12 protein-coding genes and 2 pseudogenes are annotated in these 18,136 nt (G+C 58.6%); 11 read left to right on the top strand and 3 right to left on the bottom strand.

The features are described 5' to 3' along the window. Window positions 1-64: 64 nt before the first annotated feature. The 6 genes and pseudogenes from RIN49_RS23205 to RIN49_RS23230 form a co-directional block, all read left to right on the top strand. The gene (locus tag RIN49_RS23205) at window positions 65-1,375 is read left to right on the top strand and encodes an ABC transporter substrate-binding protein (protein ID WP_309122530.1); all 1,311 of its coding nucleotides are present in this window, start codon (window positions 65-67) and stop codon (window positions 1,373-1,375) included. Window positions 1,376-1,437: 62 nt separating this feature from the next. Further along, window positions 1,438-2,358 (top strand): carbohydrate ABC transporter permease, encoded by a 921-nt coding sequence (locus tag RIN49_RS23210; protein ID WP_375295278.1) that lies wholly within the window; start codon window positions 1,438-1,440, stop codon window positions 2,356-2,358. Further along, a complete protein-coding gene (locus tag RIN49_RS23215; RefSeq protein WP_309122531.1) occupies window positions 2,351-3,175 on the top strand; it encodes a carbohydrate ABC transporter permease in 825 nt (274 codons plus the stop codon). Before RIN49_RS23210 ends, RIN49_RS23215 begins: the two co-directional genes overlap by 8 nt. Window positions 3,176-3,214: 39 nt before the next feature. Next, complete coding sequence (lacZ, locus tag RIN49_RS23220) at window positions 3,215-6,256, top strand: beta-galactosidase, LacZ type (protein WP_309122532.1); 3,042 nt, start codon at window positions 3,215-3,217, stop codon at window positions 6,254-6,256. A 221-nt stretch (window positions 6,257-6,477) separates the two neighbouring features. Continuing rightward, window positions 6,478-7,242 (top strand): NRDE family protein, encoded by a 765-nt coding sequence (locus RIN49_RS23225; RefSeq protein ID WP_309122533.1) that lies wholly within the window; start codon window positions 6,478-6,480, stop codon window positions 7,240-7,242. Window positions 7,243-7,246: 4 nt separating this feature from the next. Then, window positions 7,247-7,378 (top strand): annotated as a pseudogene (locus tag RIN49_RS23230) (ASCH domain-containing protein); the annotation flags it as partial. 20 nt (window positions 7,379-7,398) lie between these two features. On the opposite strand, the gene RIN49_RS23235 reads toward RIN49_RS23230, so the two are convergent. The 3 genes from RIN49_RS23235 to RIN49_RS23245 all read right to left on the bottom strand — a co-directional run bounded on the left by RIN49_RS23235 (window position 7,399) and on the right by RIN49_RS23245 (window position 12,758). Continuing rightward, window positions 7,399-9,135, bottom strand: coding sequence for an ABC transporter ATP-binding protein (locus RIN49_RS23235; RefSeq protein WP_309122534.1), 1,737 nt, complete (start codon window positions 9,133-9,135; stop codon window positions 7,399-7,401). Further along, window positions 9,128-10,927: an ABC transporter ATP-binding protein gene (locus RIN49_RS23240; protein WP_309122535.1), complete on the bottom strand. Its 1,800-nt coding sequence runs from the start codon at window positions 10,925-10,927 to the stop codon at window positions 9,128-9,130. Before RIN49_RS23240 ends, RIN49_RS23235 begins: the two co-directional genes overlap by 8 nt. Window positions 10,928-11,045: 118 nt before the next feature. Then, a complete protein-coding gene (locus tag RIN49_RS23245) occupies window positions 11,046-12,758 on the bottom strand; it encodes a glycoside hydrolase family 2 protein (RefSeq protein WP_309122536.1) in 1,713 nt (570 codons plus the stop codon). 118 nt (window positions 12,759-12,876) lie between these two features. Here RIN49_RS23245 and RIN49_RS23250 point away from each other — a divergent pair, with 118 nt between their 5' ends. From RIN49_RS23250 to RIN49_RS23275, 5 genes and pseudogenes are all read left to right on the top strand, one after another. After that, entirely contained in the window at window positions 12,877-13,704 is an 828-nt protein-coding gene (locus RIN49_RS23250; protein ID WP_309122537.1) for a helix-turn-helix transcriptional regulator, read from the top strand. A 12-nt stretch (window positions 13,705-13,716) separates the two neighbouring features. Continuing rightward, window positions 13,717-13,923, top strand: a pseudogene (locus RIN49_RS23255) (beta-glucuronidase); the annotation flags it as partial. Window positions 13,924-14,578: 655 nt separating this feature from the next. Further along, the gene (locus RIN49_RS23265; protein ID WP_309122539.1) at window positions 14,579-15,670 is read left to right on the top strand and encodes a copper amine oxidase N-terminal domain-containing protein; all 1,092 of its coding nucleotides are present in this window, start codon (window positions 14,579-14,581) and stop codon (window positions 15,668-15,670) included. A gap of 167 nt (window positions 15,671-15,837) precedes the next feature. Beyond that, on the top strand, window positions 15,838-17,142 hold the full coding sequence (locus RIN49_RS23270; protein ID WP_309122540.1) for an ABC transporter substrate-binding protein: 1,305 nt from the start codon (window positions 15,838-15,840) through the stop codon (window positions 17,140-17,142). Between the two features lie 96 nt (window positions 17,143-17,238). After that, window positions 17,239-18,114, top strand: a complete 876-nt coding sequence (locus RIN49_RS23275) for a carbohydrate ABC transporter permease (protein WP_309122541.1) — start codon at window positions 17,239-17,241, stop codon at window positions 18,112-18,114. Window positions 18,115-18,136 lie beyond the last annotated feature (22 nt).

Here is an 18,136-nt window from a genome sequence, read left to right on the forward strand (position 1 = left end):
CCATAACGTTAGTCGAGCGGGAACGCTTACAAGGACATTTTCGAAAAAGATGGGGGTCATTCGAATGAAGAAAGCACTCGCATTATTGCTGGGCGGCACGATGCTGCTGACGGCTTGCTCCGGCGGGAACGGCGGCGAGCAAGCGACGGACAATGCAAGCGAAGGCGGCGGCGACGCGGCGGCGGCAAGCGAAATTACAGTATGGGCATGGGACCCGAACTTCAACATCAAGGCGATGGAGATCGCGAAGGAGGCGTACGCCTCGGTCAACCCGGACCTGAAGATCAACGTCATCGAGAACGCGCAGAACGATATTATCCAGAAGCTCAACACAAGCCTGAGCTCCGGTACGACGAAGGGTCTGCCGAACATCGTCTTGATCGAGGATTATCGCGCGCAGAGCTTCCTGCAAGCGTACCCGGACGCCTTCCACGAGCTGACGGGTTCGTTCAACCCGGACGACTTCGCGTCGTATAAGATCGCGCCGACGAGCTTGGACGGCAAAAACTACGGCCTCCCGTTCGATACGGGCGTAACCGGGCTGTACGTCAGAACCGACTATCTCGAGCAAGCCGGCTACTCCGTAGCGGACTTGCAGGACATCGATTGGCATCAATATATCGAGATCGGCAAGAAGGTGAAAGAAGCGACAGGGAAGCAGATGCTCTCGCTCGATCCGAACGATCTCGGTCTCATCCGCATGATGATTCAATCGAGCGGCTCGTGGTATCTGAAGGAAGACGGCGTCACGCCGAACCTCGCGGGCAACGAAGCGCTCAAGACGGCGTTCCAAGTGTACAAGGAGATGCTCGACGCGGATCTCGTGAAGCCGAACTCCGACTGGAGCCAATTCCTCGCAGGCTTCAACAGCGGCGACGTCGCGAGCGTGCCGACGGGCAACTGGATCACGCCGTCGGTCAAGGCGGAAGCGTCGCAGTCCGGCAAGTGGGCGGTCGTACCGCAGCCGAGACTTCCGGGCATCGAAGGTTCGGTCAACGCGTCGAACCTCGGCGGCAGCTCCTGGTACGTGTTGAACGTCGACGGGAAAGAGCAAGCCGCGGACTTCCTCGGCAAGACGTTCGGCTCGAACGTCGAGATGTACCAGAAGTTCATTACGGATATCGGCGCTATGGGCACCTATAAGCCAGCGGCCGAGGGCGACGCGTATCAGATCGCCGACGAGTTCTTCGGCGGACAGAAGATTCTCGCCGACTTCTCGGCTTGGACGGAACGAATTCCGCAAGTCAACTACGGACTCCACACGTACGCGATCGAAGACATCATGGTCGTCGAGATGCAAAATTACTTGGGCGGCAAAGACATCGATCAAGTGCTGACCGACGCGCAAGCGCAAGCCGAGACGCAGCTGAAATAACCGAATACCAACGACCGAGCCTCGGGGAACCGGGGCTCGTCCATTACAAAGGAGGGTGCGGGATGACCACCAATACAGGTACGGGGATTACGATCCCGGCGACTCGTAGGCGGACTCGCGCGAAGCAGGCTGCGATCGGCTGGGCGTTCGTGATCGTCGCCGTCGCGATGATCGGTTTGTTTTATTTCTACCCTATGGCGCAAGCGCTGATCATGTCCTTCCAATCCGGCACGGGCACGAACTTGCAATTCGTCGGGGCGGACAATTACGCTCGCTTGCTGAAGGATCCGACGTTCTTAACTGCGGTGAAAAACACGGTCATCTACCTCGTGATTCAGGTTCCGGTCATGATCGTGCTCGCGTTGTTTATTTCCGTGCTGCTCAACGACAGCAAGCTGAAATTCAAGGGCTTCTTCCGAACCGCGATTTTCTTGCCGTGCGTGACGTCGCTCGTCGCGTATTCGGTCATCTTCAAATACTTATTCGGCACGGACGGACTCGTCAATCTCATGCTGATGAACTTATCGATCATCGCGGAGCCGATTCCTTGGATCACGCACCCGTTCTGGGCGAAGATGACGATCATTCTCGCGATTACGTGGCGTTGGACCGGCTACAATATGATTTTCTATTTATCCGCGCTGCAGAACGTGGACAACTCGATCTACGAGGCTGCGAGAATCGACGGCGCGAACGCCGTACAGCAATTCTTTAAGATTACGATCCCGATGCTGAAGCCGATCATTCTGTTTACGTCGATCACCTCGACGATCGGGACGCTGCAGCTGTTCGACGAAGTCATGAACATTACGAGAGGCGGACCGGGGAACGCGACGATGTCGATCTCCCAGTACATCTACAACCTTTCCTTCAAATACACGCCGGACTTCGGCTACGCGGCGACCGTCTCGTACGCGATCGTCCTCATGATTATCGTCTTCTCGATTATTCAATTCAAAGCGGCAGGTGATCGAAATGGGTAAGACGAAACGACTCTTCACCTACATCGCGCTGTCCGTCATCTCGCTCGTATCGATCTTCCCGTTCCTGTGGATGATCGTCAGCTCGACGAACGCGTCGGTGGACATTACGCAGGGGCGGCTGCTGCCGGGCGGGCATTTCGGCAACAACCTGTCCTCGCTGCTCGAGACGGTCGATCTCGTGCCGGCCTTGCTCAATTCGGCGAAAATTTCGATCTCGACGACCGTTCTCGCGATGCTGATCGCGTCGCTCGCCGGCTACGGCTTCGAGGTGTTCCGCAGCCGGGCGAAGGATATCGTCTTTACTATTTTGCTGCTCTCGATGATGATTCCGTTCGCGGCGCTTATGATTCCGCTGTTCCGCATGTTCGGGTCGATCTCGCAGATGATGCCCTCGATCGGCATCGATACGCTGACGTCCGCGGTGCTGCCGACGGTGACGACGGCGTTCCTCATCTTCTTCTTCCGGCAGAGCACGAAGATGTTCCCGAAAGATATGCTCGAGGCGGGCCGGATCGACGGGTTGAACGAGCTCGGTTTATTCTTCCGCATCTACGTTCCGACCATGAAGACGACGTATGCGGCGGCGGCGATCATTACGTTCATGGCGAGCTGGAACAACTACATGTGGCCGCTCGTCGTGCTGCAGTCCCCGGAAAATCAAACGATCCCGCTGCTCATCTCGAATTTGGGCTCCAGCTATGCGCCGGATTTCGGCGTCATCATGACGGCGATCGTCATCGCGACGCTGCCGACCGCGGCGCTGTTCTTCGTCATGCAGAAGCACTTCGTCGCCGGCATGACGGGCTCCGTGAAATAAGGAAGCAATATCGTTGCAAGAGAGGATGCGTATCCCATCATGACAAGAACACCTGCATTATCGTGGCTAGCGGACCCTAGTATATTCGCGGTTCATCGTTTGCCGGCCCGCTCGGATCATCGCTATTACGCGACGCTGGAGGAGGCGAAGCGGGGCGGCCCGATGCGCATGCGGCACGAGCTGAACGGAAGCTGGAAGTTTCATTACGCGCCGAACCCCGCGAGCCGTCCCGAACGCTTCCACGAAACGGATTTCGATTGCTCGGGTTGGGGAAATATAACGGTACCGGGGCACATCCAGCTCCAAGGGTTCGGACGCCCTCAGTACGTGAATACGATGTATCCGTGGGACGGGGCGAACGACATTCGTCCGCCGGAAATTCCGATGGATCGGAACCCGGTCGGCTCTTACGCGAAGACGTTCCGCGTGCCGGACACGATGGCGTCGAAGCCGTTGTACATCTCCTTTCAAGGGGTGGAATCGGCGTTCTACGTCTGGCTGAACGGCGCGTTCGTCGGCTACAGCGAGGACAGCTTCACGCCGGCCGAATTCGAGCTGACGCCTTACGTGCGGGATGGGGAAAATAAGCTCGCCGTGGCCGTGTATCAGCGCAGCACGGGCAGCTGGCTCGAGGACCAAGATTTCTGGCGGATGTCCGGCATTTTCCGAGATGTCTATCTCTATACCGTTCCGGACATTCACATCGCCGACGTGTTCGTTCGCCCGACGTTGGATGCGTCCTTCGCGAGCGGGACGGTAGCGGCCGAGCTGACGTTCCTCGGCGATGCGCCGGCGGGAACGACGATCGTCGCCGAGCTGCTCGATGCGGACGGCCGGAAGGTCGCTTCGGCGAAGGTCGAAGCCGCCGGCGTGAAAGCGACTGTAACGATGGAGGCGGACCGTCCGAAGCTGTGGAGCGCGGAGTGTCCGTATTTATACCGGTTACTTCTGCAGGTGTACGACGGTGCGGGGCGATTGATCGAGGCCGTTCCGCAGAGCGTCGGGTTTCGTACGTTCGAGCTCGTGGACGGCGTCATGCGGCTGAACGGCGAGCGGATCGTCTTCAAGGGCGTGAACCGCCATGAGTTCAACTGCCGAACGGGACGGGCGATTACGAAGGAAGACATGCTGTGGGACATCATGACGATGAAGCGCAACAATATTAATGCGGTGCGGACGTCCCACTATCCGAACCAAAGCTACTGGTACGAGCTATGCGATCAGTATGGCGTCTACGTCATCGACGAGATGAACCTCGAGACGCACGGCTCGTGGCAGAAGATGGGGGTCGTCGAGCCGTCCTGGAACATTCCCGGCAACAAGCCGGAGTGGCGGGACATCGTGTTGGACCGGGCGATCTCGATGGTGGAGCGGGATAAGAACCATCCGTCGATTCTCATCTGGTCCTGCGGCAACGAATCGTACGCCGGGGAGGTCATCCTGGACGTCAGCCGGTACTTCAAGGCGAAGGATCCGAGCCGGCTCGTGCATTACGAAGGCGTATTCTATGATCGCGAATACGACGCTACGAGCGATATGGAGAGCCGGATGTACGCGAAGCCGGCGGATATCGAGGCGTACTTGGCGAGCGATCCGGCGAAGCCGTATGTCAGCTGCGAGTATATGCATGCGATGGGCAATTCGCTCGGCGGCATGTACAAATACACGGAGCTTGAGCGGAAGTACGAGAAGTATCAAGGCGGCTTCATCTGGGATTTCATCGATCAGGCGATCGCGAAGAAGGATCGGTACGGCAACGAGTTTCTCGCGTACGGCGGGGATTACGACGACCGTCCGACCGACTATGGCTTCTGCACGAACGGGATCGTGTACGCGAACCGCGAGCTGTCGCCGAAGATGCAAGAAGTGAAGTTCTTGTACCAAAACGTAAAGCTGACCGTGAGCCGGGACGGCGTCGCGGTGCGCAACGACAACCTGTTTACGAATACAAGCGCTTATGATCTTGAACTCGTCTTGTACCGGGAAGGGATTGAATTGTTCCGCGATCGGGCGGCGTTGGCCGTCGAGCCGAAGCAAGAAGGCTTCGTCGCCGTCGTCTGGCCCGAGGAGCTGTTCGCCGATGCCGGCGAATATTGTATTCATGCGGCTCTTACGTTGCGAGAGGACCAGCGGTGGGCCGATGCGGGGCATGAGGTCGCTTTCGGACAGCATGCGTTCCGGGTCGAGGCGGCGACATCGTCCGCGTCTGCGCATCCGGGCCCGCTGCGCGTCGTCCATGGCGACGTTAACGTCGGCGTGCGCGGCGAGGGGTTCGAGGCGATCTTCTCGAAGCAAGCGGGAAGCCTGGTGTCGCTCGTCTACGACGGCCGGGAGATGATCGCGGTTCCGCCCGCGCCGCTGTTCTGGCGGGCGACGACGGACAACGACCGCGGCTTCGCGCAAGGCTTCGAATCCGGCTGCTGGTACGCCGCGAGCTTGGCGCGGAAGACGGTCGGCTTCGACGTCGAGGAAGAGCCGGGCGCGGTGACCGTTACGTATTCCTACAAGTACTCCATTCATCCGGACATCGCGTCGACGATCGCGTACACGGTGACGCCGGACGGCGCCGTGCGCGTCCGATCGACGTACCGCGGCGCGGAAGGGCTGCCGCAGCTGCCGATCTTCGCCGTCTCGTTCCGCGTCCCGGCCGACTACGACCAGTTGGAGTGGTACGCCATGGGTCCGGAGGAGAATTACTCGGACCGCCGCGAAGGCGCGAGGCTCGGAATTTTCCGCAACACGGCCGCGAGCAATGTCAGCGGGTACCTGATGCCGCAGGAATCGGGCAACCGGACCGGCGTGCGCCGCGTCAGCGCGACGAACGCGCTCGGACAGGGCATTCGCGTGGCATCGGTGTCGGCGCCGGTGGAATGCAACATCTCGCCTTATACGGCGTTCGAACTCGAGCATGCGCTGCACCGTCACGAGCTTCCGAACGTGCATTACACGGTCATTACCGTGGCTGGGAAGCAGATGGGCGTCGGCGGCGACGACAGCTGGGGAGCGCCCGTGCATCCCGAGCATACGCTGGTCGCCGGACAAGACCTGGAGTTCGAGTTCGCGATTCAGCCTTGCCGATGACAAGAGAATAAATGATCGTAGCCGGACAGTGGTGGAACTGTCCGGCTTTTCCATGTTCGGACCTTTCCGCGGTAGCCGACGTTGGATCGAGGCGTCGGCCGCCGAGGGCGGCACGCCAACGATCGACCGTTCGCTCTTCGAATTCGGTGTTTAGATAGCGAACAAGCGAAATTATTGGTTTAATAAAGGAGATTATGAAAATAGAAAGCAGGTAGATCCCATTGTGCTTGATCCTATTCGCGTATCGGATGCATCCGACGTATCGATTGATCGTGGCGGCGAACCGCGACGAATTCTACGGCAGACCGACGGCGCCGGCGCAGTATTGGGCAGACGACCCTCGCATCCTAGCCGGAAGGGATTTGTTGAAGATGGGCACGTGGATGGGCGTGACGACGACCGGACGGTTCGCGGCGTTGACCAACGTGCGGAACCCGCAGGAGGTTCCGACCGGCAAGCGATCCCGAGGCGAGCTGGTGGCCGATTATCTGAAGAGCGATGTCACGCCTGAACAGTATATCAAGCAAGCGGCGCGTACCCGCGACGATTATCCGGGCTATAATTTGCTGGCTTGGGACCGCGATGAATTATATTATTATTCGAACGTCGGCGACGCGCCGCAGCGGCTCGAACCGGGCGTCTACGGGGTCAGCAATCATCTGCTGAATACGCCGTGGCCCAAAGTCGTACGAGGACGGGAAGGATTAGCCGAGCTCTTGAAAGGGAACGGTGACCCCATGACGGAGCGGCTATTCGACTTGCTGCGTCATGACGCGCCGGCGCCGGACGAGCATCTGCCGCGGACCGGCGTTCCGCTGGAATGGGAGCGCCTGCTGTCCCCGATGTTCGTCCGAAGCGAAGCGCACGCATATGGGACAAGGACGTCGACCGTCGTCTTTATGAGCGAGGAAGAGATCCGGTTTCAGGAGAGGTCCCGTCCCGAAGAAGGAGACATGGTGCGGAGCTATTCCGTACGTTTACAATAAGAGCGCCGGCACGAAGACCGCCGCGCGCCGCAACGGCCGATACGCGGATCCGGGAGAGACGACGACGCTGCAGGGGCGCGAATTCGCGGTTGAACGGGTCTACAGCCAGACGCTCGGCGAGCTGACGAGCCGTCATTAGAAAAAGGACAGCCGCCCTCAATTCGCAGGGCTGAGCTGTCCTTCTTCGTTCCTCTCTTCTTTCAACACGAGCGTCCGATACACCGAGTCATTGCGCAGCAGCTCCTCGTGCGTCCCCGCCTCCGCGACCTTGCCGTCTTGAATGACGAAGATGCGGTCCGCGTTCCGCACGGTGGAGAGCCGGTGCGCGATCACGATCGTCATCCGGACCCGGCGCAGCCGATCGAGGTTCGCTTGCACCTGGCGTTCCGTCTCTAAGTCGAGCGACGAAGTCGCTTCGTCCAAGATCAGAATCTCCGGGTCTCGCAGCACGGCGCGGGCGATCGCGAGGCGTTGTCGCTGCCCGCCGGACAACGTCACGCCGCGCTCCCCGATGACGGTGTCGTAGCCGTTCGGCAGCTCGCGGAAGAAGTCGTGGATCATCATGTCGCTGCACACCTCGACCATGCGTTCTTCCGAAATATCGTCGCGCCCGAGCAGCAGGTTGGACCGAATCGTATCCGGGAACAGATAAGGATCCTGGAAGACGACGGTGACGCGCCGCATCCAATCCTCCCGTAGAAGCTCGGGGATCGGAACGCCGTTCGCGGAGACGACGCCCTCGTCGGTGTCGAAGAAGCGCGCAAGCACGCTCGCGATCGTCGATTTCCCGCTGCCGCTGGACCCGACGAGCGCGATCTTCTGCCCGGCCGCGAGCTCCAGATCGATGCCGTCGAGCACAGGCCGATCCCCGTATCGAAACGCGACCGCGTCGAACCGCACCCTATGAACCGGTTCCGCCAACGTCTCGTCGCCTTCCCGAATCGCGTCGCCGTTCAGCACCTTCCGGATGCGCTCGACGGAAGCGAGCTTCGACGACGTCTCCATCGCGAAATGATACAGCCCGTTAAGCGAGTCCATCATCCGGGTCGTGAACTGTACCGCGATGACGAACGTGCCGATGGAGAGCTGCCGCTCCATGACGAGGACGCCGCCGAAGCCGAGGACGAAGAGAAGCGCCCCCCATTTCAAGGGATCGGAGGCCAGCAATTGCTTGTTGATCAGCCTGCCCTCCGCCAATACACTGGCGAAGAGATCCCCGAATTTATTTCGATACGACCGCGCTTCCCACTCCGTTCGGTGGAAGGCGATCACTTCCCGCGTGGAGGAGACGCCTTCCTCCAGGTGAACAAGCAGCGCGGAACGGGTTCGATTCACTTCGGCGGACGCTTTCTTCCGCAAAGGGCCGAAGCGACGTCCGAGCGCGATGTACAAGACGGAAAATCCGACGATCACGAGGAGCATATATATATTCGTTCCCGCCAAAATCACCGCGATCGTCGCCGCCGTCGCGAGCTGCTGCGCCAGCCTCGGGATGTCGTTTCCCCCGAAATTCGCGCAAGTGTTCAAGTCGTGCGTAAGATGGTACACATAATCCGCGGTCCGTTTCTGCTGAAGCGTCCCGGTCGGGATGCGGAACATGCGCTGCATCAGCTGTTCGCCCATCGACACGCGCAGCTTCGCGACGGCCAGATGAATGACATGAGGACCGAAAGTAAAGAGCAAGGAATAGACAAGGTAGGCGATACAAATTTGGGTCAGGATCGGCCAAAACCGATCCGACAGGCCGCCGACGAACACATCGTCGATCATAGATTGCTGTAATGCGACGGACCATAGGTTGGTAAAGGCTTCGACCGCCATCAAGACGACGGCGAGCGCCAACATCCCTTTTACCTTACGGACATGGGTCCATAACCACCGTACATTATCCATGAGCCGCTATCTCCTTCGTCTCGGTCCCGGAGGCCAGCCGGTAGAAGGCACCCCGGCGCTGCATCAGTTCCTCGTATCCGCCGATTTCCGCGACCCGCCCGTCCTCGATGACGGCGATGCGGTCGAAATCCCTGACCGTCGAGAGACGGTGCGCGACGGCGATGACGGTGCGGCCGACCAGGAACGTCTCGAACACCTTCTGCACTTCCGCTTCGCTGACGTTATCCAGAGCGGACGTCGCTTCGTCCAGCAGCACGATCGCCGGATCGTGAACGATCATGCGGGCGATCGCGATGCGCTGCTTCTGGCCGCCGGACAGCTTTACGCCGCGCTCTCCGACGATCGTATCGTAGCCGTCCGGCAGCGCGGAGATGAACTCATGCGCGAACGCGGCCGCCGCCGCCGCTTCGACCTCCTCGTCGGTGGCGTCCGGCTTGCCGAAGCGGATGTTTTCCTTCACGGTAGACCCAAAGATATACGTATCCTGAAACACGTACCCGAGAGCGCCGCGAAGCGTCTCGAACGAGAGCTCCCGCAGCGGGACGTCGTCGAGGGTGATCCGCCCTTCGGTAGGATCGTAAAACCGACCGACGAGCTTAAGCAGCGTAGACTTCCCGTTGCCGCTCGCGCCGACGATCGCCAGCCGCTCGCCGGCGCGCACGTCGAGCGTCAGACCTTGCAGTACGTTCCGCTGGCCCGGGTAGGCGAAGGAGACATTTTCGAAACGGATGCGCCCTTCGACCCGCACGAGCGGCGTCGGCCGCTCCGCTTCTTCCACCTGCGGCCGCAGCTTCGCGAACCGGTACAGCCGCTCCGCTTGATACATTAACACCTTCTGCTCGGTCACGTTCGTCACGACGGCGGTCAAGCGGTGCATCGCCGTAAAATAATAGAGTAGGAACGAGACGAAGTTCCCGACCGTGATGCCGCCGGTTTGCAGCAGATGAAATCCATAGATGAAGATGGCGACACCGCCGATATTGTAGGTGATCCGCCGGTTCGTCCCCCGAAGGTACGCGTACCAATACGTTCGAATCATGCTGGCGTTGGACGTATTCAGCTTCTGCACGTATCTTCCCAGATCCCATCGCTCCGCGGAGAACGCCCGAAGCTCCGCGATCGCCGATACGCTCTCGTACGCTTTCCGATTTTCCTCGACTCGGTGTTCGGCCATCCGCTTGCCGGAGAGCGAAGCGTTCCGTTCCAGCATCGGACCGAAAATATAGTACAACAGGAAGCAGGGCAGGACGATGAGCGATAAGCGCGGACTGGTCGCGACCATGATCGCCACGGAGAAGAGGGAGAAGATGAGCCCTTGGACGAACCAAGGGAATTGATTGCGATACAAGTTCTGCAGCGAGGCGACCTCGGTGTTGAGGAACGCCAGCGTCTGACCGACGGGATGCTGTTCGTAGTAAGCGAAGCCGAGCCGTCGCAGATGTTGAACCATGGCGTACTGCACGTCGCGCGAAGTCTTCTCCTGCAGCTGTCTGCGAATCAAATTTTGAGCCATGCCGACGACGATGACGATCGCGAGGACGGCGACCAATCCAAGGAGCAGTCGATAGAATAACGCGCGGTTCGAATGCGGCAATACGTCGTCGATGAACAGCTGAACGAATTTCGGGACGAGCAGCTCCGCGGCGGAGATGACGGACATGGAGGCGAGCAGGAGGAGCAGCAACGAGAGGTACGGTCTCAAGTAGGAGAGACACCAGAGATACACGGTCCAGAGGGAGACGGTTCGTTCGTCGTTCCTCGGCGCATCGTTGGACTTAGGCGGTTGGTGCATAGGACACCCCTTCCGAAAGATAGTGTCCATTTTATGGAATCGGTGCCAGACTGTCAATCGGAAAGTATTATAAGCAAAGCCTCCCTTCCATGGGTTCATGGGGGAGGCTTGATTTTCGTTACGGGATGCTCTTGTAAATCGCCTGTACCGTCCGGAATGCGGTCTTCGGCTTCCGGTATTCGTTAAGGAGTCCCTTGTTGTTAAAGCTTCTGGCGCGGTCCCGGAATTGCAGATGCTCCTTGCGGAGATTCACGCGGATGTCGGCGAAGTGCCAGATGAACGTGCCGCAGACGTTCTTGTCCGCCAGGAAGATGCGGAGCGCTTTCTCTACGACCTCGTTCTGGTAGTCCTCGCTGAAGATTCGCGGCTCGAATCCGGTTTCGCCGAAGACGCCGGCGGCGCCGAACTCGGACATGATTACGGGTTTGTCGGCGCAGCCGAACTGCTCCATTCGCGCGTGGAATCGTTCGAGCATGCCTTCGAAGCCGCTGACGTCCCCGCCGTACCAGCCGTAATATTTGTTAATGCCGACGATGTCGACGAGCGGAAGGACGATGTCCTCGTCGGGGTGCATCGTGGCGTAAACGATCGGGCGCGTCTGGTCTTCGCCGCGGACGGTCTCGATCAGCGGCACGCTGAAATCGTACGCGATTCGGGAACGGGTGTCGATCTCGTTATGGATGCCCCACATGATGACGCAGGCGTGGTGGCGGTCTCGGCGAATCATCTCCCGCAGCATCGTCGAGGCGCGTTCGGCGACGACGGGGCTTTGCAGCGGCTCCAGCGGAAGATGCGCGCCCCAGATCGGAATTTCGCCCCAGAAGACGATGCCGTTCTCGTCCAGCAGGTCCAGCCAATAGGGGCTTTGCGGGTAGTGGCTGCCGCGCACGGCGTTACAGCCAAGCCTTTTTAATATATCCAGATCCTTGTGCATCAGCTTGGGAGGAACGGCGAAGCCCCACTCCGGATGCTCTTCGTGGCGGTTGATGCCCTTCAAATACACCGGCTTGCCGTTGATGCGGATTTGCTTGTTCCCGGTGTCGATCCGCCGGAAGCCGATCCGCTCCACGCGGTCGTCATACGGAAGGACGGCGCGGACGTAGTACAGCTCAGGGGCGCCGACGTTCCACAATCGGGCGTTCGGGACGGTGAAACGGGCTTCGACGGCGGCGACGCCGCCGGGAGCGACGACCGCGTCCCCGTTCCATACCGATTCTCCGTCCAGCTCCAAGCGGACCGGCACGGCGGTTTCCTTCGGCAGGAAGGAGCGAAGCGCGATCGCGCACGTCGCTTCCACGCGGCTGCTATCTTCCTCGATCTCGTACGCGATGCGCAGATCGTCGATCACTACGTCCGCGAGCGGCTGCCACTCGACGGAACGCGTAATCCCGCCGTAGTGGAACCAGTCGACGATCCGGTAAGGCAGCGTCAGCTCGTCGAGCGTACTGTCCGCGCGAACGACAAGCGCATGCGGCCCCGGGGATACGTCGGTTACGAGGCATTCGATCGGGGTGAAGCCGCCGTAATGGGAAGCGATCTTCTCCCCATCCCAATAGATGTCCGCCGTTCCTTGTACGCCATGAAACGCGAGGCGATATTGCGCCGCATCGCCGGCATGAACGGTCGTGCGATACCAAGCGACGCCTTCATACTCGTACAAGTCGGACTCATTGTTCCAACAGGACGGGACGTAGGCTTTACGGGCATTTTTCGGAAAGCGTCGCTCCCAGCGCTCCCTCCTGCCTACGTCGTCCGGATCGATCGCGAAATCCCAGGCGCCGTCCAGCAGCTGTGTTTTTCGAAGATAATGGGGTTGAAACGTTCGGATCATGATGCGACCTCCTCAATCGGTTCTCCCCGTATTGTAAAAGATTCCTTCTGGTTTACAATGGAGGAAAGAGTCGAATTTCATGGAAAAAACGCTTCTTGTAAAGAGGAGAATCTTCAATATGTTCGCGGATACGATGGTGAAGCTGTTGTTCGTGACGGATAAGCTCCGGGAGAGCCCTTGGGAAGATACGAGGCGAACCGTCGATTGCCATACCTTATACTGGGTGATGTCCGGGTTCGGAACGCTCGCGGCGAAAGGGGAACGATACCGGTTGGAGCCCGGGACGTTATTTTATCTTGCGCCGGGGCTGGAGCTGCGGCTGGCCGCAAGCCCGGGCGAAGGAGTCCGGATCGCGATGGCGCTGTTCGATGCGGCGACGCTGCGACACGCCGATCGGCAATGGCATGGACCGGAATCGATTCCCGACTTGGGACTGCCCTTCATGGAGCGTTATGCCGGCCCCGAACGGAAGGAGATCGACGCGGCGTTCCGGTCGATCGTTCGCGGCTGGGCGCCGGGGAGCGATCAGGGAGAGCTGTCGTGCAGAACGGAGCTGCTCCGGCTGATCGCCAAGCTTGCCGACCGGGGCAGGGCGCCGGCGAGGCACCCGATGGAGGAGATCGTCCGCCGCGTCCGGGATGACATCGTAGCGCAATACGGCGCGGAGCTGCGGATCGAAGAGTTGGCGTCCCGATATTCCGTATCTCCGTCGCACCTTCGGAAGTGGTTCGCGAACCGATACGGCGTTCCGCCGAAGGCTTATTTGCTCCGGCTGCGGATGGAGCACGCGGCGCGGTTCCTTCTTCATACGAGGGCGCCGGTGAAGGAGATCGCCTCGGAGTGCGGCTTCCGGGACGAGCTTCATTTCAGCAAAGCGTTTAAGAAGCATCATGGACTCTCGCCGGCATTTTATAGGTCGAAGCTCCGTTCTAGTATGTCGATGTGAAGCGCGTATCGGAATATTATCGAAGCGAACCTGGCCGCGTACACGACCCGTTCGTATGTGTCGGGGATGTTGATCTGGCAGTTCTGCGATTGCCGCGTTACGGAAGGGACGGGATGGCTGCTGACGCGGGCCGGCACCCAGAACAGCAAGGGCATCGTCGATCGGTACCGTCGTCCGAAGCTGGCATACGACGTCGTCAAGAGGTTTTTCCGGTCATGAACCATCGGTTCGTATGATCGGCTGCGGCCCTACAGATAATGACAGCGTTCTCAGCGAGCTTAATGTAATGTAAGGGTACGACGGACTTTCCTTTTCGATCCGGGGGTCTGTTTTCCGCATAGAGAACGAATCGCCGACGACCGAATTTCATTATAATGTATTGCGACGATCTGGGTTATGGGGATCTTGGATGCTATGGGTCGGAACATGCTCGACGCCGCATTTGGATGCGCTGGCATCGGACGGGATCCGCTTCACGGATTGGTACTCGAATTCTCCCGTGTGCTCGCCGTCCCGCGCTCGTTATTGTCCGGGAAATATCGTCTTACATGGGAAGCTAGACTTCTCCAGAACGGCGGCGGACCCGGTCCACCTGTCGAATCTTCGGATCGATCCCGGAGAGCGTTCGAATGTAGCGGATCGGGTGGGCGAATCGCTTGAAAGGGGCGTGAAACGATCCCGAGCTGCTTCGACAAGTTTCATAGCTTTGACCCATTGATATCGAAAGTAGTTTGGGGCCGATACATCCGGAGGCGGAGTGTCGGACTTTTTCGCGGAATCGACACATGGAACTAATTTCCAGAACCCGATTGCAACCATACGATGGCGGACTACGTCATAGAACACGAAACACGCACAGAAAGGAAGTATAATGATGAAAAAGACAATCACCTCCACTGCGATGGCCGCGACGCTGCTAGCTACCGTACTGCTCGGCGCCCCGGTTCAAGCAATGGAGCCTATATCCGGATATACCGTCGTCAAGTCGTTTACTCTGACCTCGAGTACCGGCGTTTCTTCCGCTTATCAGCAACAAGGCTATGTGATGGCGCCCGTTCGCGAAATCGGCCAAGCGCTTGGTTGGGATGTGATGTGGGACGGGAAAACCAAAGAGATCAAACTCGTCAAAGGGGATCACGTCATTCGGCTGGTTCCGAATCAGCCGTGGGGAACGATCGATTCCAATCCGTTCGCGCTGACGACCCCGGTCGTCTCGAAGAACAATATCGCTTACGCGCCGCTTCGGGCGTTGGCGGCGAGAATGGGTGCGGAAACATTGTGGGATGCGAAGACCGGCACGGCATCGATCGCGGTTCCGAACGCATCGAAATCCACGCATCTCGCATTCGACTTCAGTAAAGGCGACGGGGGTTGGAAAACCGGCGTTGCCGATCTCCCCGTAGACTATCAGGACCAGGATTTTCAAATCAGCGCGAAAGCGGCTTCGGTTACGCTGTCCGACGGCTCGGAGAAACCCGGCATGATGCTGAGCGGCATGAATCGCAGCGACGACCTGTTCATGTTCATGTCCAAAAAGCTGGGCAGCGCCGAGGGGTTGAAGCCGAATACCGAATACGAAGTGAAATTGCGCTTCGATTTGGCGACCAGCGAAGCGGAAAGCTCCATGGGCATCGGCGGCAGCCCCGCTTCCTCGGTGTACGTGAAAGCCGGCGTCGTCGACCGCGAACCGTCCGTAATCGAAGACCGCGCCGATTCGCATTACCGCTTGAACCTTGACAAAGGCAATCAATCGACAGACGGCAAAGAAGTCGCGCTCTTGGGCAACCTCGCCAAACCGGACGCCGAGAAAGACGGATTCCAAATGAAACGCTTCGAAAAAACGTTCCAGATCAAAAGCAATGCCAATGGCGAGTTGTATGTTTTACTCGGCACGGATTCCGGGTACGAAGGGTTGACGACGATTTATTTCACGAACGTCGACTTGACGATCGAACCTATGCATTGACGCCGATCGGTTGCGCGGATCGTGCATGTAACAAGTCGTTCCTTACGGAACGGCTTGTTTTTTTATGCAATCGGAGTTCTAACACAATAAGCCCCCGATCCCTGCATCTTATTTCCTCGCGCGGTTACAATAAGACCAGTTCAGAACCAAATGAAGGAGGATCATCCATGAGAAAATGGTTTTCCATCGTCAGCATCATCGCTTTGTTTACGATGGTACTGGTCGGCTGCGCGGGCGGCGGAGCGAATAACGGGGCGGGCAACAACGCAGGGAACGAGGAAGGCAACGCCGGCGGCAATGCGGGGGACAACGGCGGGAAAGTCACCTTGAAGCTTCTCCAGTTCAAGGTTGAAATTACCGATAAGGTCAAAGCGATGGCCGCGGACTACACGAAGGCCCATCCGAATGTCGTCATCGACGCGCAGGTGACGACCGATTACGAGACGATCCTGAAGACGCGCTTCGCTTCCGGGGACGAGCCGGATATTTTCGCAACCAAAGCTTTCACCGATATCGCCGACTGGTCCGATCGGTTAGCGGACTTGTCCGACGAGCCGTGGATGGGGAAGGTCGCCGAGGCAGCCGTTCCGGGCATGACGGTCGACGGCAAGAAGCTCGGATTCCCGTTCGCGTTCGAGGGGTACGGCTTTATCTACAATAAAGACTTGTTCGCGAAAGCCGGCATCGACAACGTGCCGACCACGCTGTCCGAGCTGAAGGAAGTCAACGAAAAGCTGAAAGCCGCGGGGATTACGTCTTACGCGGAAGGCTATAAGGAATGGTGGGTTCTTGGCCAACACTTGTTCAACCTGCCGTTCGCGTATGAGAAAGATCCGGAAGACATGATCAACAGGATCAATGCCGGCGATGCGAAGGTGAACGATGTCGCCAACATGAACGGGTTCTTCGATGTACTCGACATGACGTTGAACTACGGCAAGGGCGCCGAATCGGTCGGCGTGAGCTACGACGACCAAGTGACCAACTTCGCGACCGGCAAGACGGCCATGATGCAGCAAGGCGTATGGACGATCGATTCGATTATGAAGATCAATCCGGATATCGACATGGGCATGTTCGCGATTCCGTTGACCGACAACGCCGACGATACCCGAATGCCGGTCGGGGTTCCCGGTTACTATGTCGTCAACAAGAACAGCAAGAACGCCGACGAGGCGAAGAAGTTCCTGGCGTGGTTGCACGAGAACGGGCAAAAGTACTTGGTGGAATCGTTCAAGCTGATCCCGGCGTTCACCGACTTGGAGACGACGGAGGAGCTCGGACCGCTGGCTTCCGATCTGAGCAGGTACGTAGACGAAAAGAAGACCGTTCCCTGGGCGCACACGCTGTGGCCGACCGGTTCGAACCAAGAATTCGCGAAGCCGCTGCAAGCGTACGTCGCGGGCCAATTGGACCGTGAGGGCGCGCTGCGGGAAGTGCAGTCGATCTGGGACGCAAGGAAGAAAAAATAAACATTTCCGGTTCGAAAGCTCGATGCATGGCTTGCGGAAGGGCCATGCATCGGCCGTTTTCGACGGGACACCATCGGCTTAAGAAGGGGATGCGTAATGAACGCGAGAGCGCGGAGAGCTTTCACCTATACGGTGTTCGTCGCCCCGGCCTTGATCTTTTTCACGCTGATCATCGTCGTACCGTTCCTTCGGGCGATCTTGTTCTCGTTCCAAGATTGGAACGGGATCAGCCCCGTGATCGGTTGGGCGGGATGGGATAACTATAGAAATATCATTCACGACGGCGGCTTCTATCGATCGTTCGCGTTCACGGCCAAATACGTAATCGCGACGACGATACTGCTGAATGTGTTCGCGTTCCTATTGGCGATGCTGCTCAATATGCCGTTGAAATCGAGAAACGTGCTGCGTACGGCGTTCTTCATGCCTTACGTCATCGGTTCCGTCATTATCGGTTTCATCTGGCAGTTTATTATTACGCAATTGTTTCCCGATATCGGCGAGGCGACCCAGTGGTCGTTGTTCTTGAAAAATTGGCTGAGTCTTCCCGATTACGCGTTTTGGGCGCTGGTCCTAGTCACCGTCTGGCATTCCGTCGGGTATTACATGATCGTCTATTTGGCCGCGCTGCAAGGGGTGCCGTCCGACCTGCTGGAGGCCGCGGAAATCGACGGGGCCGGCCGGTGGAGACAATTGTATAACGTCATCTTTCCGCTGATCCGTCCGGCGATGACGATCAACTTGTTTCTGGCGATTTCCAATGGTTTTAAGGCGTTCGATTTGAACTTCGCGTTAACCGAAGGCGGGCCGTTCGGCACGACCGAGTCGATCGCGCTGCACATCTACTTGGATGCCTTCACGAAAAACTTGTTCACGTACGGCGCGGCGAAGGCCGTCTTGTTCTTCTTCATCTTGGCGACGATCTCGATCGTCCAAGTCGGTACGATGAAGCGCAGGGAGGTGGAGTTGTGAAGCAGTCGCGTTACAATCCCGG

This window comes from Paenibacillus sp. (assembly GCF_031177825.1).
In the GTDB taxonomy this organism is placed as follows: Bacteria; Bacillota; Bacilli; order Paenibacillales; family YIM-B00363; genus Paenibacillus_AE.

Excerpts from the sequence above, each read along its gene's own strand:
- RIN49_RS23205 (WP_309122530.1), top strand. The coding sequence starts at position 65 with ATGAAGAAAGCACTCGCATTATTGCTGGGCGGCACGATGCTGCTGACG.
- RIN49_RS23210 (WP_375295278.1), top strand. The coding sequence starts at position 1,438 with ATGACCACCAATACAGGTACGGGGATTACGATCCCGGCGACTCGTAGG.
- RIN49_RS23215 (WP_309122531.1), top strand. The coding sequence starts at position 2,351 with ATGGGTAAGACGAAACGACTCTTCACCTACATCGCGCTGTCCGTCATC.
- lacZ (WP_309122532.1), top strand. The coding sequence starts at position 3,215 with ATGACAAGAACACCTGCATTATCGTGGCTAGCGGACCCTAGTATATTC.
- RIN49_RS23235 (WP_309122534.1), bottom strand. The coding sequence starts at position 9,135 with ATGGATAATGTACGGTGGTTATGGACCCATGTCCGTAAGGTAAAAGGG.
- RIN49_RS23240 (WP_309122535.1), bottom strand. The coding sequence starts at position 10,927 with ATGCACCAACCGCCTAAGTCCAACGATGCGCCGAGGAACGACGAACGA.
- RIN49_RS23245 (WP_309122536.1), bottom strand. The coding sequence starts at position 12,758 with ATGATCCGAACGTTTCAACCCCATTATCTTCGAAAAACACAGCTGCTG.
- RIN49_RS23250 (WP_309122537.1), top strand. The coding sequence starts at position 12,877 with ATGTTCGCGGATACGATGGTGAAGCTGTTGTTCGTGACGGATAAGCTC.
- RIN49_RS23265 (WP_309122539.1), top strand. The coding sequence starts at position 14,579 with ATGAAAAAGACAATCACCTCCACTGCGATGGCCGCGACGCTGCTAGCT.
- RIN49_RS23270 (WP_309122540.1), top strand. The coding sequence starts at position 15,838 with ATGAGAAAATGGTTTTCCATCGTCAGCATCATCGCTTTGTTTACGATG.
- RIN49_RS23275 (WP_309122541.1), top strand. The coding sequence starts at position 17,239 with ATGAACGCGAGAGCGCGGAGAGCTTTCACCTATACGGTGTTCGTCGCC.